The sequence below is a fragment of the Variovorax humicola genome, from assembly GCF_037889915.1.
Taxonomy (GTDB): domain Bacteria; phylum Pseudomonadota; class Gammaproteobacteria; order Burkholderiales; family Burkholderiaceae_C; genus Variovorax; species Variovorax humicola.
The window spans coordinates 43,241-60,154 of record NZ_JBBKZV010000023.1 but is presented as its reverse complement, the minus strand read 5'-3'; the positions used below and the strand labels follow the sequence as shown (position 1 = coordinate 60,154).

Genomic DNA, 16,914 nt, shown 5'->3' with positions numbered 1-16,914 from the left:
TGGCCGGTTCGGGCCACAGTTCAGGGCATGTCAAATCTCTTGTGCCGGGTGGGCGCGATTCTCTTTTGCGGGCTCGTGGCGGTTCCGGCGATGGCGGCGGGGCCCGAGGACACCATCGCGCAGCGCGTGGCCGCCTGCATCGCCTGCCATGGCCGCGAAGGCGCGACCACCGGCGCCGGCTACTTTCCGCGCCTGTCGGGCAAGCCGGCCGGCTACCTCTACAACCAGTTGCGCAGCTTCCGCGACGGCCGCCGCTTCAACAGCGACATGGTCTGGATGGTGCGGCACCTCTCGGATGACTACCTGCGCGAGATGGCCGAGTACTTCGCCGGGCTCGACCTGCCCTACCCGCCCGTGCCGCAGACCACCGATGCAAGCGAAGCCTCATTGAAGCGCGGCCGGCAACTCGCACTGGAAGGCGACGCCGCACGCGGCATCCCGGCTTGCGTGCAATGCCACGGCATTACGATGACCGGCGTGCAGCCGGCCATCCCTGCGTTGGTCGGCCTGCCGCGCTTGTATGTGTCGTCGCAACTCGGTGCCTGGCTCACGCAGGACCGGCACGCGCTCGCGCCCGATTGCATGGCCGAGATAGGCCGCAAGATGACGACCGCCGACATCAACGCGGTGGCAAGCTGGATCGCGCTGCAGCCGATGCCGGCCAACACCAAGGCGGCAGCGGCATTGCCCGCACCGCTGCCGCTGCCCTGCGGCGGGATGGAGGCGAAGTGATGCGGCGCACTGGATGGTTCCTGCTGGCGCTCGTGGCATTGCTCGGGGTGCTTGCGGCGGTCGTCTGGAAGTTGAACCTTCGCGACGAAGACCCGCTGCCCGATTCGGCCGCTGCCTTCACCGCCCAGCCGCAACAGGTCGAACGCGGCCGCTACCTCGCATTGGTCGGCAACTGCGCGGGCTGCCACACCACGCGCGGCGGCGAGCCCTATGCAGGCGGCGTGGCCATCGACACCCCGTTCGGCACGGTGTATTCAAGCAACCTCACGCCGGACAAGGCACACGGCATCGGCGACTGGAGCGCCGCCCACTTCTGGCGCGCGATGCACAACGGCCGGTCGAAGGACGGTCGGCTGCTGTACCCCGCCTTTCCCTACCCCAACTTCACCAAGGTCACGCGGGAAGACTCCGACGCGATCTATGCCTACCTGCAGCAAGGCGTGGCCGCATCGCCGCGCCCCAACGATGCGCATCGACTGCGCTTCCCTTACGACATGCAGGCCGCACTCGCGGTGTGGCGCGCGCTTTCATTCACGCCCAAACCCTTCGTCGCCAATGCCTCGAAGCCGGCGGAGTGGAACCGTGGCGCGTACCTGGTCGACGGCCTGGCGCACTGCATCGCCTGTCACGGCGCACGCAACGTGCTCGGCGCGACGGAGCAGGAGCGCGGCCTTTCCGGTGGATCGATTCCGGTGGAGAACTGGTATGCGCCGTCGCTCACGTCGTCGCGCGAGGCCGGCCTCTCCGATTGGGACGCGCAGCAGATCGTGGCGCTGCTGCAAACCGGACGATCCGCGCGCGGCTCGGTCATGGGGCCCATGGCCGACGTGGTCTATCGCAGCACGCAGCACCTGAACGAGGCCGACCTGCATGCGATGGCCACCTACCTGAAGGCACTGCCAATCCCCAGCGGCAGCCCCACACCCGAATCGTCGAAAACGATCCGCCGCGACCCTGGCGTGATGGCCGCCGGCCAGAGAATCTTCGACCAGCGCTGCGCTTACTGCCACGGCGACAAGGGCCAAGGCGCACCGGGGGCCTACCCGCCCCTTGCCGGCAATCGGGCCGTGTTGATGGACTCGCCGATCAACCTGATCCAGATCGTGCGGCACGGCGGCTTCCTGCCTTCGACCGCGGGCAACCCGCGCCCCTACGGCATGCCGCCGTTCCGGCAGGCACTGGACGACAACGACGTGGTCGCGGTACTGAGCTACGTGCGCGGCGCATGGGGCAACAACGCCGCACCGCTGTCCGCGCAGGACGTACTCAGGCGCTGACGGGACGCGGCGTCGCGCCGAGTGGATTCATGTCAGTGCGCCATGACGCCGGAGCGTCTTGCGCGACGCATGCAACAGGACGAGCATGCGAAGTCTGTTCGTGGGCACCCCCGGAACCGGCCGCACGCGTTTCGGGGATGCTCCATTTCAGTTTTCCACGACGCTACCGCGGGACCCCGACGCACGAAACCGGCGCTGTCGAATGCCAGGGATACCGCGGAACCGGCTTTGCCGGGCCGCTGGTATCGCCCCCTCGAGGGGGAGGCGCCGCAGGCGCTTCGGGGGTGATTCATTTCAACGTCGATTCAAGCTGGCCCACGGCCTTCACCAGCTCGGCCAGCGAGCGCACTTCCATCTTTTCCATGACGTGGGCACGGTGGGCCTTGACGGTGCGTTCCGCCGCACCCAGTTCCCAACCGATCTGCTTGTTGAGTGCGCCGTTCACGACCATGTCGAGCACCTGGCGCTCGCGCGGACTTAGCCGCGAATAGCGCGCCTGCAACGCGTTCTGCCGCAGCCGCGCACGGCGGCGCAACGCATCGTCCTCGATGGCCTTGGCCACGACCCGCAATAGCGCGGCACTGTCGACCGGCTTGAAGAAGAAGTCCGCCGCGCCGGCCTTCATGGCGCGCAGGGTTTCGTGGACCGTGGCTTGCGCCGTCACGAAGATCACGGGCAACGGCTCCGGTTGCGTGGCGATCATCTCCTGCAGGTCGAGGCCGCTGGGGCCGGGCATGTGGATGTCCATCACGAGGCAGCCGGGCGCGCTCCCGAAGCCGTCCAGCAGCATCTCGCCGACGGAACCGTATTCGGCCACCCTGTAGCCTGCGGCGCAAAGAACACGGTGCAAGGCACGCCGGAATGTCGCGTCATCGTCGACGAGGCGAACGCACGGCGAATCTTCCCGATCTTCCAACGAGTCACATTCAATCATCTCGACCCTCTGCGCCCGATGCGCATCGATGGCTTTTCGGCTCCCTGAATGGCTGTTATGCGTATAGGCCGGCTATTGAAGCCGAAGGGGCCGCGCGCGGCAACTTGGCTTTTGGTTTAGTTCCTGTCGCTCGGGAGGTGCAAGTGCTCGATCCGGCCGCGAAGTCCGGGGAAAACATTGCCCGCAAAAAGCGCCGCGGATAGCAGCACATCTGCCGTTGCACCCGCAAGGCTGTTCACAAACACTTTCAAATTGCCACCGTCGTTCGGTGCCTCGGCCACGACATGTTGATTCCCGGCGTCGAATTGCTGCCGTTGATGTGCGTGGTGATGCTGCCGGCGTGGCTGGTGCTGGCGGGGCGCCCGTTGCTGTTGATCGAGGAACCGGCGACGCCATCCAGGGAAGCCTGAGGCACGGCATGCCCACGCTCGGCATGCAGCCACGGCAACCCGCGACATTGCCGGTCAGTCGCAGCGGTAGGTCACCTCGGTGTCGGGACCCGGCTTCAATTTCGGATCGAGGTAACGCATCGGTGCGCCGAAATTGCGGCAGTAGGCTTCCGCCTCCCGCGGCGAGGGCGACTGGAAGACACCATTGCCCAGCCGGGTGACGCGCGGCGCAGGGTGCGATGCACAGCCGGCGACGACCACAAGCAGGCCGAGGACGAGGGAGCGCGTGGCGAATCGCGGCATCGGAAGGCGCATGGCTGCGACAAGAGATTGAAGAGGTCGCGACTTTAGCCGCTCGCCCTACTTCGCCGGCAGAAACACCTGGCTCCAGTCGCGCTTCATGTCGACCACGCTCCAGTTCCTTGCATTGGCTTCGTCAAGCGCCTTGTCGAGCTTGCCTATCGACGATGCGCGGTCGTAGGCGTATTCGCGTTCGGCATCGGTGTGGTGCACGATTCCCATGAAGCGCCGGCCCGGTCCTGCTGCCGTCCATTCGAGCATCTGCTTGTCGCCATCGGAGTTGCCGAAAGCGAAGATGGGACGGCGGCCGATGAAGCGCTGGATGCCAACGGGCTTGCCCGCGTGGTCATCGACCAGGTTGATCTTGGCGAGACGCATCAGCACCGGCTTGCCATCCGGCCCGTCGCGCAGTTGCAACTCTCCGGTCGAGCCGATGACCTGTTCCGGCGGAATGCCATAGACCCGCTCGGCGAAGACGCGCATGAACTCATTGCCGCCGCCCGAGACGATGAACGTCTTGAAACCGTTTGCCCTCAGGTAGTCGAGCAGTTCGAGCATCGGCTGGTAGACAAGCTGATCGTAGGGGCGCTTGAACTTCGGGTGCTTCGCGGTGGCGAGCCACTGCGCCACGGTCCTCGAGAACTCGTCGGTGGTCATGCCCGCATGCGTGGCGGCAAGGATCTGCATCAGCCCCTTTTCGCCCGTGGCCGCGACACCCTTGATGTCGCCCTTGAGGACGGCACTGAACGGAGGCGTGGTTTTCCATTCCGGATGCTTCGGCGCAAGCGCCTTGACGCGGTCGAGGGCAAAGACCAACTGCACGTAGACGGGCTGCTCGCTCCACAAGGTGCCGTCGTTGTCGAACACGGCGATGCGCTCGGCCGGTGGCACGAACGTCGGCGAGCCGGCGGTGGTGACGTCGGCCACGAACTTGAGGATCTCCAGCTTGGCCGGGCTGTCGTTCCACGAGGTGAGCGACTGGGCATGCGCCGCGGCGGCGGCCAGCAGCAGCGTCGTGGCCAGCAAGAAGCGGCGCATTGCGCGCGCGGCGACAAGGGTCTGCATCGTCGTTCCCTTCGAAAATCCGGTCGGGTCGTTCTTCACCTGGCGGCGGCCTCCGCGGAAACCACCAACGCCATGAAATCCTACTTCGCCACCACCACCCAATGAACGGTTCATGCCCATCGACAGCGCGGGGCGCAGCACTGCAACTTGCCCGCGATCCAAGATGAAGAGGTTCATCGAATTTCAATTCGGGAGTCGTGACGCACGCCCATGTCCATCCCCCGGCGGGCTGCCAGCTGAAGATGCGCTGTCACTGGCCGCTGTTGTCCAGCATTCTGCCGACCGCCTGCCGGTGCCAATTCATGCGCCGCACCGCGCCCCCCACCACGGCAGCCTCCGCGAGCAAGGCCTTCATCGATTCGTCCGGCAGGAAGCGCTCCCCGAAGCGCATGCCGATCTGCGAGAGATGGAAGCGCTCGAGCGGCGTGACCGCTTCAGCGAGCTCCTGCTCGACCAGCTGGCCGAGCTGCTCGAAGTAGCGGTAGTCCGCAGGCGCGCTCGTGTCGATCGGGCCGTCCGACCGGTTGAGGAACTGCACCGCAGGCGCGACCGCTGCTTGCGACAACGCAAAGATGCGCAGCCGCGCGAAGCGCTGCACGGCTCGAAGCGGCTCGGGGTCGACCGGCTTCAGCAGCATCCAGACGCCATAGGTCGGCGAGCGCAGGACGAAGTAGCCCGGCCAGTCGTGGCCGTGTTCCTCACCTGGCGGCAAGACCAGATACTTTCCTCCTTTGCCCCCGTCGGGCCCCGCGCGCCCCACATCGCCGACCGGGCGCTGCCACATGTCGTCGAACATGCCCACGACGCCGGGCGGAACGTCGACCACGACCGGCCCGTTCTTCAGGTCCAGGAAGTTGCACACGTAGACGTTCTCGGAGGTTGCCGTCACCGTCTTCCAGATCACCACCTGGCAGGTCTGGCGTATGCCGCAATTCGCCAGCCCCTGCCGGAATCGGAACATCGCCACCGCCGCGGCGTTGTGCTGGTAGATCTCGACCGCCCGGCTGAAGGTGAGCATCTGCGCGAGATGCTCGACCGATTCGGGCGTCGGCTGGCCGTTGTCGAAGGTCAGGGCGCCGAAGCGCGTGTCGATGGTGCCGCTGTCGATGCACCGATTGGCAGGGCGCTCGCTTCGAATCATCATGGTGGCGTAGTTCTACCGCTCGCCCGCGCGAATATCCACTCGTCTCGTGGTGACGCCGCACCTGCACCTTGGTGCAAGGCATGGCGGAACTGCGACGTCTGCGCGACACTCGGCTTCTCCCCCAGCGTCCCCGGAGGTGTGCGTTGAACGACGATGCAGAACAGGCCAGGCTCGACGAGGCCCGTGCGAAGACCGCCGACTGGAAAAAATGGGGGCCCTACCTCAGCGAGCGACAGTGGGGCACCGTGCGCGAGGACTACAGCGACAGCGGCGACGCCTGGAACTACTTCACCCACGACCATGCCCGCTCGCGCGCCTACCGCTGGGGCGAGGACGGCCTTGGCGGCATCAGCGACGACCACCAGGTGCTGTGCTTCGCGTTCGCATTCTGGAACGGCCAGGACCCGATCCTCAAGGAGCGCGCCTTCGGCCTCGCGAACGAGGAAGGCAACCACGGCGAGGACGTGAAGGAGTGCTACTTCTACATCGACTCGACGCCGACGCACTCGTACATGAAATACCTGTACAAGTACCCGCAGGCGGCCTATCCGTACAACGACCTGATCCAGACGAACCGCCAGCGCGGCCGGCTGCAGCCCGAATACGAGTTGCTCGACACCGGCGTGTTCGACCAGAACCGCTACTTCGACGTCTTCGTCGAATATGCCAAGGCCGCGCCCGAGGACGTGCTGGTGCGCGTCACCGTGTGCAACCGCGGGCCCGACGCCGCGCCGTTGCACGTGCTGCCGACGCTCTGGTACCGCAACACATGGGTCGCTCCAGGCGGCGGCACCAAGCCCGTGCTGCAGAAGGTCGACCTGCCCGGCCGCGCCGCGCTCCACGCGCACCACACCGATCCGCTGTTCCAGGAACTGCTCGCCGACTATTACCTGTCCTGCGACACCGACACGCCCCTGCTGTTCACCGAGAACGAGACCAACAACGCGCGCCTGTTCGGCACGCAAAACGCCTCGCCCTACGTGAAGGACGCTTTCCACAACTTCGTCGTCCACCGCGAGGCACAGGCCGTGAATCCGGCGCAACAGGGCACCAAGGCGGCAGTGCACCACGCATTGACGCTGGCGGCTGGCGAGACCCGCGTCATCCGCCTGCGCCTGGGCACGCGCGCACCCGACGCTTCGACGTTTGCCGACTTCGACACCGTGTTCGCCACACGCCTGGCGCAAGCCGATGCGTTCTACGAGTCGATCACACCCCCGGCAGTCGCCGCCGACCCGGACCGCGCGAGCGTCATGCGCCAAGCCCTCGCCGGCATGCTGTGGTCCAAGCAGTACTTCTACTACGACGTCGGCCTGTGGCTCGACGAGCACGGCGCCGGCGCCGAACTGCCGCAGGCGCGGCGGCGCATGGGCGTGCGCAACATCGACTGGGGCCACATGTTCAACGACGACATCATCTCGATGCCGGACAAGTGGGAGTACCCGTGGTACGCGGCCTGGGACCTGGCCTTCCACATGATCCCGCTCGGCATGGTCGACGCCGACTTCGCCAAGCAGCAGCTCGGCCTGATGCTGCGCAACGACTACTTGCATCCCAACGGCCAGTTGCCTGCCTACGAATGGAACTTCGGCGACGTGAATCCGCCCGTGCATGCCTGGGCCACGATGCAGCTCTACCTCGTCGACAAGGAGCGCCGCGACGACGACGGCGACATCGAGTTCCTGAAATACGCCTTCTCGAAGCTGCTGGTCAACTTCACCTGGTGGGTGAACCGAAAGGACCGCACCGGCGCCAACGTGTTCGAAGGTGGCTTTCTCGGGCTCGACAACATCGGCGTATTCGACCGCTCCAAGCCCTTGCCCACCGGCGGCTACCTCGACCAGGCCGACGGCACCGCATGGATGGTGTTCTTCAGCCAGCAGATGCTGCGCATCGCCGGGGAGTTGGCGATGCATGAACCGCTGTACGAGGAGTTCGTCGAGAAGTTCTTTCACCACACGATGGCGATTGCCGGCGCGATGGACCGCTTGGGCGAGTGCAACGACGAGATGTGGGACGAGGAGGACGGCTTTTTCTACGACGTGCTGCGAATGCCCGACGGCAGCGCCCATCGGCTGAAGGTGCGCTCGATCGTCGGCCTGCTGCCGATGGCGGCGGTGGCGGTTTTCGAGGAAAACACGCTCGAGCGCCTGCCTGATTTCCGCAAGCGCGCTGCCCAGTTCCTGATGCGCCATCCTGAACTGGCGGCCAACATGCACCTGCCCGACCAGCCCGGCGCGGGCGGACGCCGCATGCTGGCCATCGTCGACGATAAGAAGTTGCGGCGCCTGCTGGCGCGCATGCTCGACGAAGGCGAGTTCTTCAGCCCGCACGGCATTCGCGGGCTGTCGCGCCATCACCTGGAGCATCCGTACGTATTCGACCATGCGGGCGTGCAATACAGCGTGGGCTACGTGCCGGGCGACTCCGACTCGGGCATGTTCGGCGGCAACTCCAACTGGCGCGGCCCGGTATGGATGCCGATCAACTTCCTGCTCCTCTCCGCCCTGCTGCGCCTCTACGCCTATTTCGGCGACGACTTCACCGTGGAGTGCCCGACCGGCTCAGGCCGGATGATGACGCTGATGGAAGTGGCGCGCGAACTCGGCGAGCGCATCACGCGGCTCTTCCTGCGCGACGCTTCCGGCGCCCGGCCGGCCAACGGCAGCGCGCACAAGTTCAGGGACGATCCGCACTGGCGCGACCTGGTGCTGTTCCACGAGTACTTCCATGGCGATACCGGCGCGGGCGTGGGCGCCAGTCACCAGACCGGCTGGACCGGCTGCGTGGCACGCATCATCCAGACGACTGCCGTGCTGACGAAGGACATGCTGACGTCGGTGGGCGCCGAGGCTGCGGTGATGGATGCCCTGCAAACGGGGCGCAAGCGGCCGCGGCGGCCGTAGGTCGAAACCTCGCCTTTCGACTCGATTCGGTGTGCACGGGGTGCGGGATTCATCTCGCACCACGCTACCGCGCGCCCCGCACACCAGCACCCCGCGACACATCGCGCACTGGAGCAACCGAGGTGAATGCTCAGCGGTTCTCCAGCCGGTTGTAGTCGAGCACGCCGGCTTCCAGCGACTGCGTCCTGCGGTAGCGCGCGAGCACGTCGTCGCTGACGGCCCAGAACTTGGGGTTGGTGCGGCGCACGGCCCAGCGTTGCGCGAAGGCTTCGTAGTCCTTCTCCGAGCGCAGCCGCCGTATCGCCTCGGTCAACGCGGGAAGCTGCGAAGCATCGAGCCGGTAGAACGCGTTCGGATAGCTGCCGACCACGCCGGGCACGACGGTCAGCGTGTCTTCCTCGGGCCGAAGTTCGCGCCTTTCGCCGAGCAGGTGAGAGACGCTGGCATGCGCGGTGTTGCGCAGCAGGGTGAAAGTGTTCGTCGCGCCATCGGGTGTGTCGATCAGGAGAAGCGCCACTTCGGGCAGCCACTGCAGCGACGTGCCGTTGATCGCGGCGAGATCGCCCAGCGGCGCACGCAAGGCCGGCGGCGCCTGCAGCGCAATGTCGAGATGCCTGTCGAGTACGGGCGCGAGGCGGGTCTTCAATTGATCCATCAGCTCGCGCCTCGCATCCGTGGTCTGGTAGCGCACCTCGCTCTCGGCGGACACCGTGGTCCCTGCGCCGCCATAGACCTGTTCGCGCGTGCTCACGCTGTCGCCGCGGTACCAGGCGTCGCGGGTGGCTTCGCGCTGCGCGCGCGGCAGCAGCGTGATGAAGTTGAACTCGCCCTCCATGCGCAGGAAGTCCATGTACATCCGCGAATTGAGCTGGTGCCCGATGTTGCCGTACACGTCGTAGTCGGCCACCAGCAAGTAGTGGATGCGCTCCAGCAGCGGATAGCCGATGACCCATGCGGTACGCGGCGTGTCGCCCACCATGCCCTTGACGACGCTGGCGCTGTCGTAGTGGCGGAAGATCGTCAGCGCCGCGTTGTCGTTGCGGCCGTCGCCGTCCCAGATCAGGTTCAGGTCGAGCTTCACCCGCTTGCCGAACACGCCGGCCAGCACCTGCGCCCGCGACTTCAGGTATTCGTTTTCCAGGTGCGCGTACTCCAGCCACGGCACGACCATGTCGGTGTTGCTGCTGCCCGTGGGAAGGCGCAGCAGATTGGCATCGCGCGCCAGCACCGCGGAGAGCGGCTCGTCGAAGCGCTTCTCCGGTGCGAGGAAAACCACCCAGAAACGGTCGTGAATCACGTCGAGCGCCATCTGGCCGCGGCACACCGGGCCCTTGATGAAGCCCATGATGGTGAACTCCGCCTCCTCGAGCATGAAGCGATAACGCGCGCTCACGGGCAAGGCTGCGAAGGTCGAAAACGGGTTCGCCGCATCCTGCGCGCTGTAGCCCGGCAGCCGGGTAACGCTGTAAGGCGCATCGAGGAACAAGTCGCGCCAATGGGCCATGCGATTTGCCGACAACACATAGGGCATGTGCGTCTTGGCAACGATGGTCTCTCGCTCGGGCACGATGCGGTAGTAGACGCGGTCCACGCCGGGGCTGTCGACCGGGCGCCGGCTGGCGATGATGCGCACCGGCTGCCCCGGCGGCGTGGCCGAGCGAACGAGCTTGAAATACTGGCGCTGCGGGTCGTCGTCGAAGTAGATGTGCGCAAGGAACAGGTGCTCATAGGCATAGCGGCTGAACAGTTGGGCCTTGAGCGAATCGCCATTGAAGAACAGCTCCCACTGCGCGACACGCTGCATGGCCGGCGCGCTCGGCGCCGGCGGCAGGACGGCCGGCGCGCCCTGCTCCAGCCATCGCGCCAGCGTGTCGTGCTCGGCGGCGCTCAGCCCGGGCAGGCCGAAGGGCATCCCGGCCATCGGGGTGTTGCGTTCGTAGGTGTCGATTTCCGCGCCGGCCGGACACGAAGCGGTGCGTTCGAGCGAGAAGTCGAGCCCGCCGCCGACGACCCCTTCCGTCGGCATCGGGTGAGCCTGCTTCAGCGCCAGCAAGCGGTGCATGAGGCCGGCTGTCCTGTTGGCTTCGGGCGTCTGAACCTGATGCTCGTTCAGCACGGCGAAGAAATCGAGTGCGCGCCACTCCGATGCCTTGTCGGCGTCGACGTACAGGCGCGAAGGCGGGGCGGCAAGCAGTCGCGTCGCGTCATAGACCGGCGTCTTGCTGGCGCCGCGCGCAAGCCCTTCCCAGCTCGTGGCCTTGAACTGGCAAGGCGCGTCGTTGCAGGCATGGCACACGACGCAGCGCCGGTCGAGGATGGGCTGGATGACCTGAGCAAACGAGGAAGCCGATTCCGGCCCGGCAACAGGTGCGTCGAACCGCTTCGGATCGGACGGACCGAACAACTTGTCGAAGTTGGCACCCGCCAGCGTCGCGCAGGCGGCGAGCAGCAGGATGACGATCAGCCACAGGGTCCGTTTGATCAGCACAGCGTGGGCTCCCGATATTTGCCTTCGGCCATTCTCGCCCAGCAATCCGAGGCTTTGACGTGGCGTGGAGGGCATCGACAATCGCATCTCAATGCAAGTCAATACCTCCGCCACCTCGCCGGCCTCGCAGCCCTCGCCCACACCCCGCCCGATCCGCGCCGCCTCCACGCTGCTTGTCTTGCGCGACGCCAATGACGGCCTCGAAGTGCTGCTCCTGCGCCGCGCCGAAAAGGCCAACGACCAGAACAGCGGCGCCAGCGTGTTTCCAGGCGGGATGCTCGATGCGCACGACCGCAGCCTGCACGGGCTGTGTGCGGGGCTGGACGACGCGGCGGCCAGCGCACGTCTCTCGGTCGCCGCCGCCGGACTCGACTACTACGCGGCGGCGGTTCGCGAATGCTTCGAGGAAGCAGGCATCCTTTTTGCAAGCGACGCCGACGGCCGCCTGGTCGAACTCGGCGGGCTGCCACCGGAAGAACTCGCCGCGATGCGCAACGCCGCGGCGCAGGGCACGGATGCACTGATCGCGATGTGCGAGGGAAAGCGCTGGCGCCTGGCCGCCGACCGATTGGCCTACTTCAGCCACTGGCTCACGCCGCCCGGCATGCCGCGCCGCTTCGACACCCGCTTCTTCGTGGCGTTGATGCCGCACGCGCAGGTCGCCAGCGAGGACGGAAGCGAAACGGTCGAGCACATGTGGCTCAGGCCCGCCGATGCCCTGGCCCCGGAACGCGGCCTCAAGCTGATGAACGTGACCCGTCGAATCCTCCAGCAACTGAGTGGGTTCGAGCGAGCCAGCGACTGTCTTGCCTATGCACGGGCGCTGCGAGAGATCCCCCTGAACATGCCGCGGCTGGCGCAAGGCCCGCAAGGGCAGCGCGCGGTGAACAACGAGGAGCCTGCGTACGAGGAGCTGGGTCACGTGGATCCGGACGGCAAGTGCACGGGGTACTACGCGCTGGAGGCGGGCCTGGTGATGCAGCTCTCCCCCAGGGTCTGGCGTGTGACGGACAGTCTGGATGGCTGGACGAAGGCGCCGGGCTCGAACAGCTACTTTGTCGGCGAGGCCGGCGGTGACTGCGCGCTCATCGACCCGATGCCTGCCGGCTCGCCGCACTTCGGCGCGCTTCGCGATGCGGCGCCCGGGCCGGTTCGCCGGATTCTGTCGACGCGCCAGGGGGTCAGCGCGGCGGCCCTGGATGCCTTGCGCGCGTCCTGGCCCGATGCCGCCGCCGTTGCGCAGCCGGCCGCCGGGGATGTACTGCACGTGGGTGGCGCAACGATTCAGGCGACGAACGCTGCAGACGGATCGAACGCGCTTAATTTCCTGCTGGTCGAGGAGCGCCTGCTTTTCACGGGGGCTGGCTCCATCGCAGGTTCCGACGCGCGCGAATCGGTCGACTGGCTCGCCCCCGGCCAAGGCTTCATGCGCAGGAGCGCTCGCTGAATTCCACGCATTCCCGCCGCGCCGACTTGCGCCGGATCGTGCCGGATCACTCGCCTTCGCCGAAGTCCAGCAATACCTTGCAGCTGTAGCGCGGATTCTTCTCCGCGATATCGAACGCACCCGCCACATCGCGGAAGTCCACCTTGTGGCTGATGATGCGGCCCGGGTCCACCAGCCCGCGCTCGATCCAGTCGATCACGGTCGGGAACATCGCGCAGTTCAGGCGCGAGGCATACAGCGTGAGTTCCTTCTTGGTCAGTTCCTGCTGCGGAATGGCCGATGGCGTCGCGGAAAAGCCGAGGATGCCGATGCGGCCCGCCGGCGCCGAGATGCGCACCGCTTCCTCGAGGATCGACGGGTGGCACACGGCGTCGTAGATCAGGGTCGGCCCGCCTTCGACGCCGCGCTTCGCCAGCGCTTCCTGCAGCGGTTCACGCGAGGTGTTGATGATCTCGTCCTCGGCCGCGCCGCATTGCAGCGCCAGCGCCAGGCGCTCGTCGAAGTGGTCCGTGATGAACGCGCGAATGCCGTAGACACGCTTGAGCACCTGCATCAGGTTCAGCCCCACCGGCCCCGCGCCATAGATCAACGCAACATCGCTGGGGAAGACGCCGGTGCGGCTCGTCACGTTGGCCGCCACGGCAAAGGGTTCGATCACTGAAGCACTCGCGTGTGCCAGTCCCTTCGGCACCACGTACGCGTTCTCCTCCGGCGCGCACGCGTATTCGCTGAAGCCGCCGTCGCGATGCACGCCGATCACCTGCAGCCGGCTGCACACGTTGCGCCGCCCGATCAGGCAGGCGTGGCATTTGCCGCAACTGATGACGGGGTCGACGACCACCGTCTCGCCGATGCGCGAAGCACTGACGCCCTCGCCCACCGACTCGATGCGGCCGACGAACTCGTGGCCGATCACGCGCGGATACGACACGAACGGGTTGTGTCCATGAAAGATGTGCAGGTCGGAGCCGCAGATGCCGGCAAAGCGCACGCGCACGCGCACTTCTCCAGGCTGCGGCACGGGCATCGGCCGCTCTTGCACGGCCATGCTGTTGGGTTGATCGACAACGACGCTCAACATGATGAAAGATTCCTTTTGTCTGGAGATGGGGTGCAGCGGATGCGTCACCAGTTCCACATCGCGCCGTCGGCGAGTCGCGCCACCGGCAGGTACGCACGCTCGTACGGATACTTCGCGGCCAGTTCCTCGTTGATGTCGACGCCCAGGCCGGGCACGTCGTCCATCACCAGGTAGCCGTCTTCGTAGCGGTAGTTGTGCGGGAAGACTTCGTCGGTCAGCGGCGAATGCGGCATCAACTCCTGGATGCCGAAGTTGGGCACCCACATTCCGAAGTTCACCGCCGCGGCCATGCACACCGGCGACAGATCCGTCGCGCCGTGAAAGCCGGTGCGCACCTGGTACATCGCCGCGAAGTCCGCGATTCGCCGAACGTGCGTGATGCCGCCGGCATGCACGATGGTCGAGCGGATGTAGTCGACCAGCTGTTCGCTGATCAGGTCCTTGCAGTCCCAGATCGAGTTGAACACCTCGCCGATCGCCAGCGGCGTGGTCGTGTGCTGGCGGATCAGGCGAAAGGCTTCCTGGTTTTCCGCAGGTGTCGCGTCCTCGATCCAGAACAGGCTGTACGGCTCCAGTTCCTTGCCGAGCCGGCCGGCTTCGATCGGCGTGAGACGGTGGTGCGCATCGTGCAAGAGATGCGGCTCGAAGCCGACCGCCTCGCGCACCTTGCGAAACAGCTCCGGCGTGTGGCGCAGGTAGAGCGAGGTATCCCACGGCTCCTCCGGCGGCAAGCCCTTTTCAGCCGGTTCGTAGTGGCCCTTGGTCTTGCCGACGCCATAGGTCTTGGCCAGCCCCGGCACGCCTGACTGCACGCGAATCGCCTTGTAGCCCTCCTCGATGTGCTTCTGCACGGCTTCGACCGCCTCGGCATGGTCACGGCCGTTGGCATGGCCGTACACCATCAGGCCGTTGCGGCTCTTGCCGCCGAGCAGTTGATAGACCGGCATGCCGGCGAGCTTGCCCTTGATGTCCCACAGCGCCATGTCGATGGCGGCGATGGCGGTCATCGTCACCGGGCCGCGCCGCCAATAGGCGCCGCGGTACAGGTACTGCCAGATGTCCTCGATGTTGCGCGGATCGCGGCCGATGAGGCACGGGAACAGGTGGTCCTCGAGGTACGACTTGACGGACAGCTCGCGGCCGTTGAGGGTGGCATCGCCGAGCCCGACCACGCCTTCGTCGGTGGTGATCTTCACCGTCACGAAGTTGCGGCCCGGGCAGGTCACGATGGTCTGGATGCGTTCGATTTTCAATGGAGGCTCCAACAAGTAAGGACGTGGCGTGTCACAGGAATCCGACCGAGAACCACGGCACGAAGACCAGCAGCAACAGCGCGATGAACAGCGCCGCCATGTGCGGCCAGACGCGTGGCATCGCCACGTCCGGCGACACGCGGCCGATGGCACATGCGGCATAGAAGCCAACCCCGAACGGCGGCGCGAACAACCCGAGGCCCATCGCGAAGATCACGACCATCGCGTAGTGCACTTCGTTCACGCCGACCAGCTTCGCGATCGGGAACAGCAGCGGCCCGAACAGCACGATCGCCGGAATGCCTTCGAGCAGGCTCCCCAGAACGACGAAGGCCAACGCCGACACCAGCAGGAAACCCATCTTGCCGCCCGGCACGGCGGTCATGATCTTGACCAGGTCCTGCGCAAAGCCCGATTGCGTGAGTGCCCATGCCATCGACGTGGCGCAGCCGACGATCAGCAGGATCGCACCCGACAGCGACGCGGTGTCGAGCAGCATCGGATAGAGCCGCTTCCAGTCGAACTGCCGGTAGATGAAAAGACCCGCCAGCACGGTATAGAAGATGCCGATGGTCGACACCTCGGTCGCCGTGGCCACGCCCTCCACCACCGCCGTGCGGATGATCACCGGCAGCAACAGCGCTGGCAGCGACACCATCAGCAGCTTGCCGATCTCCTTGCGCGAGGCCTTGACGACGCCGGTCATGTCTTCGCGGCGCGTCTGCCACCACACCACCAGTGCCATCAACACCAGCCCGACCACCGCCGGCATCAGGCCTCCGACGAACAGCGAGGTGATCGACACACCGGTCACCGAACCCACCGTGATCAGCACGATGCTCGGCGGTATCGTCTCCGACATCGCACCCGATGCCGACAGCAATCCGATCAGGTCGCCGTCCTTGCTGCCGCGCTTCTTCATCTCCGGAAACAGCGCCGGTGCCACCGCCGCCATGTCCGCCGCCTTGGCGCCCGAAATCCCCGAGACGATGTACATGGCACCCAGCAGCACGTACTGCAGACCGCCGCGCACGTGGCCGATCAGGCTCACGAGGAAGTTGATCATTGCGCGCGCCAGTCCGGTCATCTCGATCAGCGATCCGAGGAAGACGAACAGCGGCACCGCCAACAGGATCAGGTGCGACATGCCCTCCTGCATGCGGTTCGGCATGATCGACATGGGCGTGGTGGTCGAGAACGCGAGGTACGACATCGTCGCCAGGCCGAAGGCGAACGCGATCGGCACGCCGATCACGATGCAGCCCACCAGCATCACCAGAAAGAAGATCACGAGGTTGAGATTGCCCAGGTTCGACAGCGCAGGCGACAGCAGCCACAGCGCACCGCCACCCAAGGCCACTGCCGCGCCGCACACCGCAACCTGCTTCCAGGTCGACTGTTCGACGAGGCGCGTCACCGCCGTCACCATCATCAGCACGGCGCCCGCGAGCACCGCACCTGCGCGCCAGCCTTCGCTGATGCCGAGCACCGGCGTCGACACCTCCACTTCCTCGTGCCAATGCTCCCAGGCCGGCCCGCTCAACATGACGAGGAACGCGACCACGAGGCACATGCCCAGCGCATCGAGCCACGCGCGCCTGGCCGGCGGCAAGTCCTTGACGAAGGTGGTCAGGTGCATGTGCGCCGTGCGCCGCAACGCGATGCACGATCCGAGCATTGCCAGCCAGAGGAACAGGATGCTGGCGAGCTCGTCGGTCCAGGTCAGCGGTTCATGCAGCGCGTAGCGTGCAAAGGCGCCGCCGCCGAGGATGAGGATCTCCGCCACGACGATGGCGGCCGCCGGAATTTCGGTGATCCAGGCCAGCAGCCGGTCGAACCAGCGTGCATTGGCTTCCGGGGCGATGTCGAGAGGGTCGACGGTGGACTGCATGGCGCAG

General features: G+C 66.2%; 13 protein-coding genes. 5 read left to right on the top strand and 8 right to left on the bottom strand.

Annotated elements, in window-relative coordinates:
* The first annotated feature begins 27 nt into the window (after positions 1–27).
* Both WKW80_RS26540 and WKW80_RS26535 read left to right on the top strand, forming a co-directional pair.
* Entirely contained in the window at positions 28–732 is a 705-nt protein-coding gene (locus tag WKW80_RS26540; RefSeq protein WP_422822966.1) for a c-type cytochrome, read from the top strand.
* Positions 732–2,009 carry a c-type cytochrome gene (locus tag WKW80_RS26535; RefSeq protein WP_340366570.1) on the top strand — a complete coding sequence of 426 codons (1,278 nt, stop codon included), beginning with the start codon at positions 732–734 and terminating at the stop codon, positions 2,007–2,009. The genes WKW80_RS26540 and WKW80_RS26535 overlap by 1 nt, the downstream gene beginning before the upstream one ends.
* Positions 2,010–2,298: 289 nt before the next feature.
* Here WKW80_RS26535 and WKW80_RS26530 read toward each other — a convergent pair whose 3' ends face one another.
* On the bottom strand, positions 2,299–2,943 hold the full coding sequence (locus WKW80_RS26530) for a response regulator transcription factor (protein WP_340366569.1): 645 nt from the start codon (positions 2,941–2,943) through the stop codon (positions 2,299–2,301).
* Positions 2,944–3,227: 284 nt separating this feature from the next.
* Here WKW80_RS26530 and WKW80_RS26525 point away from each other — a divergent pair, with 284 nt between their 5' ends.
* The gene (locus WKW80_RS26525; RefSeq protein ID WP_340366568.1) at positions 3,228–3,353 is read left to right on the top strand and encodes a hypothetical protein; all 126 of its coding nucleotides are present in this window, start codon (positions 3,228–3,230) and stop codon (positions 3,351–3,353) included.
* Positions 3,354–3,407: 54 nt separating this feature from the next.
* Here WKW80_RS26525 and WKW80_RS26520 read toward each other — a convergent pair whose 3' ends face one another.
* The 3 genes from WKW80_RS26520 to WKW80_RS26510 form a co-directional block, all read right to left on the bottom strand.
* Positions 3,408–3,647: a hypothetical protein gene (locus WKW80_RS26520; RefSeq protein ID WP_340366567.1), complete on the bottom strand. Its 240-nt coding sequence runs from the start codon at positions 3,645–3,647 to the stop codon at positions 3,408–3,410.
* A 45-nt stretch (positions 3,648–3,692) separates the two neighbouring features.
* Entirely contained in the window at positions 3,693–4,670 is a 978-nt protein-coding gene (locus WKW80_RS26515; protein WP_422822968.1) for an HAD family hydrolase, read from the bottom strand.
* Positions 4,671–4,947: 277 nt separating this feature from the next.
* Positions 4,948–5,841, bottom strand: coding sequence for a DUF1254 domain-containing protein (locus WKW80_RS26510; RefSeq protein WP_340366565.1), 894 nt, complete (start codon positions 5,839–5,841; stop codon positions 4,948–4,950).
* A gap of 80 nt (positions 5,842–5,921) precedes the next feature.
* Here WKW80_RS26510 and WKW80_RS26505 point away from each other — a divergent pair, with 80 nt between their 5' ends.
* The gene (locus WKW80_RS26505; protein ID WP_340366564.1) at positions 5,922–8,747 is read left to right on the top strand and encodes an MGH1-like glycoside hydrolase domain-containing protein; all 2,826 of its coding nucleotides are present in this window, start codon (positions 5,922–5,924) and stop codon (positions 8,745–8,747) included.
* 130 nt (positions 8,748–8,877) lie between these two features.
* Here the strand turns inward: WKW80_RS26505 and WKW80_RS26500 are convergent, their stop codons facing one another.
* Positions 8,878–11,235 carry a fatty acid cis/trans isomerase gene (locus tag WKW80_RS26500; protein ID WP_340366563.1) on the bottom strand — a complete coding sequence of 786 codons (2,358 nt, stop codon included), beginning with the start codon at positions 11,233–11,235 and terminating at the stop codon, positions 8,878–8,880.
* Between the two features lie 91 nt (positions 11,236–11,326).
* Between WKW80_RS26500 and WKW80_RS26495 the strand changes: the two genes are divergently transcribed.
* The gene (locus tag WKW80_RS26495; protein WP_340366562.1) at positions 11,327–12,682 is read left to right on the top strand and encodes an NUDIX domain-containing protein; all 1,356 of its coding nucleotides are present in this window, start codon (positions 11,327–11,329) and stop codon (positions 12,680–12,682) included.
* A 46-nt stretch (positions 12,683–12,728) separates the two neighbouring features.
* Here WKW80_RS26495 and WKW80_RS26490 read toward each other — a convergent pair whose 3' ends face one another.
* From WKW80_RS26490 to WKW80_RS26480, 3 genes are read right to left on the bottom strand one after another with little or no spacing between them, the layout of a single operon-like run.
* The gene (locus WKW80_RS26490; protein ID WP_340366561.1) at positions 12,729–13,763 is read right to left on the bottom strand and encodes a Zn-dependent oxidoreductase; all 1,035 of its coding nucleotides are present in this window, start codon (positions 13,761–13,763) and stop codon (positions 12,729–12,731) included.
* 44 nt (positions 13,764–13,807) lie between these two features.
* Complete coding sequence (gene manD, locus WKW80_RS26485) at positions 13,808–15,016, bottom strand: D-mannonate dehydratase ManD (RefSeq protein ID WP_340366560.1); 1,209 nt, start codon at positions 15,014–15,016, stop codon at positions 13,808–13,810.
* Between the two features lie 31 nt (positions 15,017–15,047).
* Positions 15,048–16,907: a TRAP transporter large permease gene (locus WKW80_RS26480; RefSeq protein WP_340366559.1), complete on the bottom strand. Its 1,860-nt coding sequence runs from the start codon at positions 16,905–16,907 to the stop codon at positions 15,048–15,050.
* Positions 16,908–16,914 lie beyond the last annotated feature (7 nt).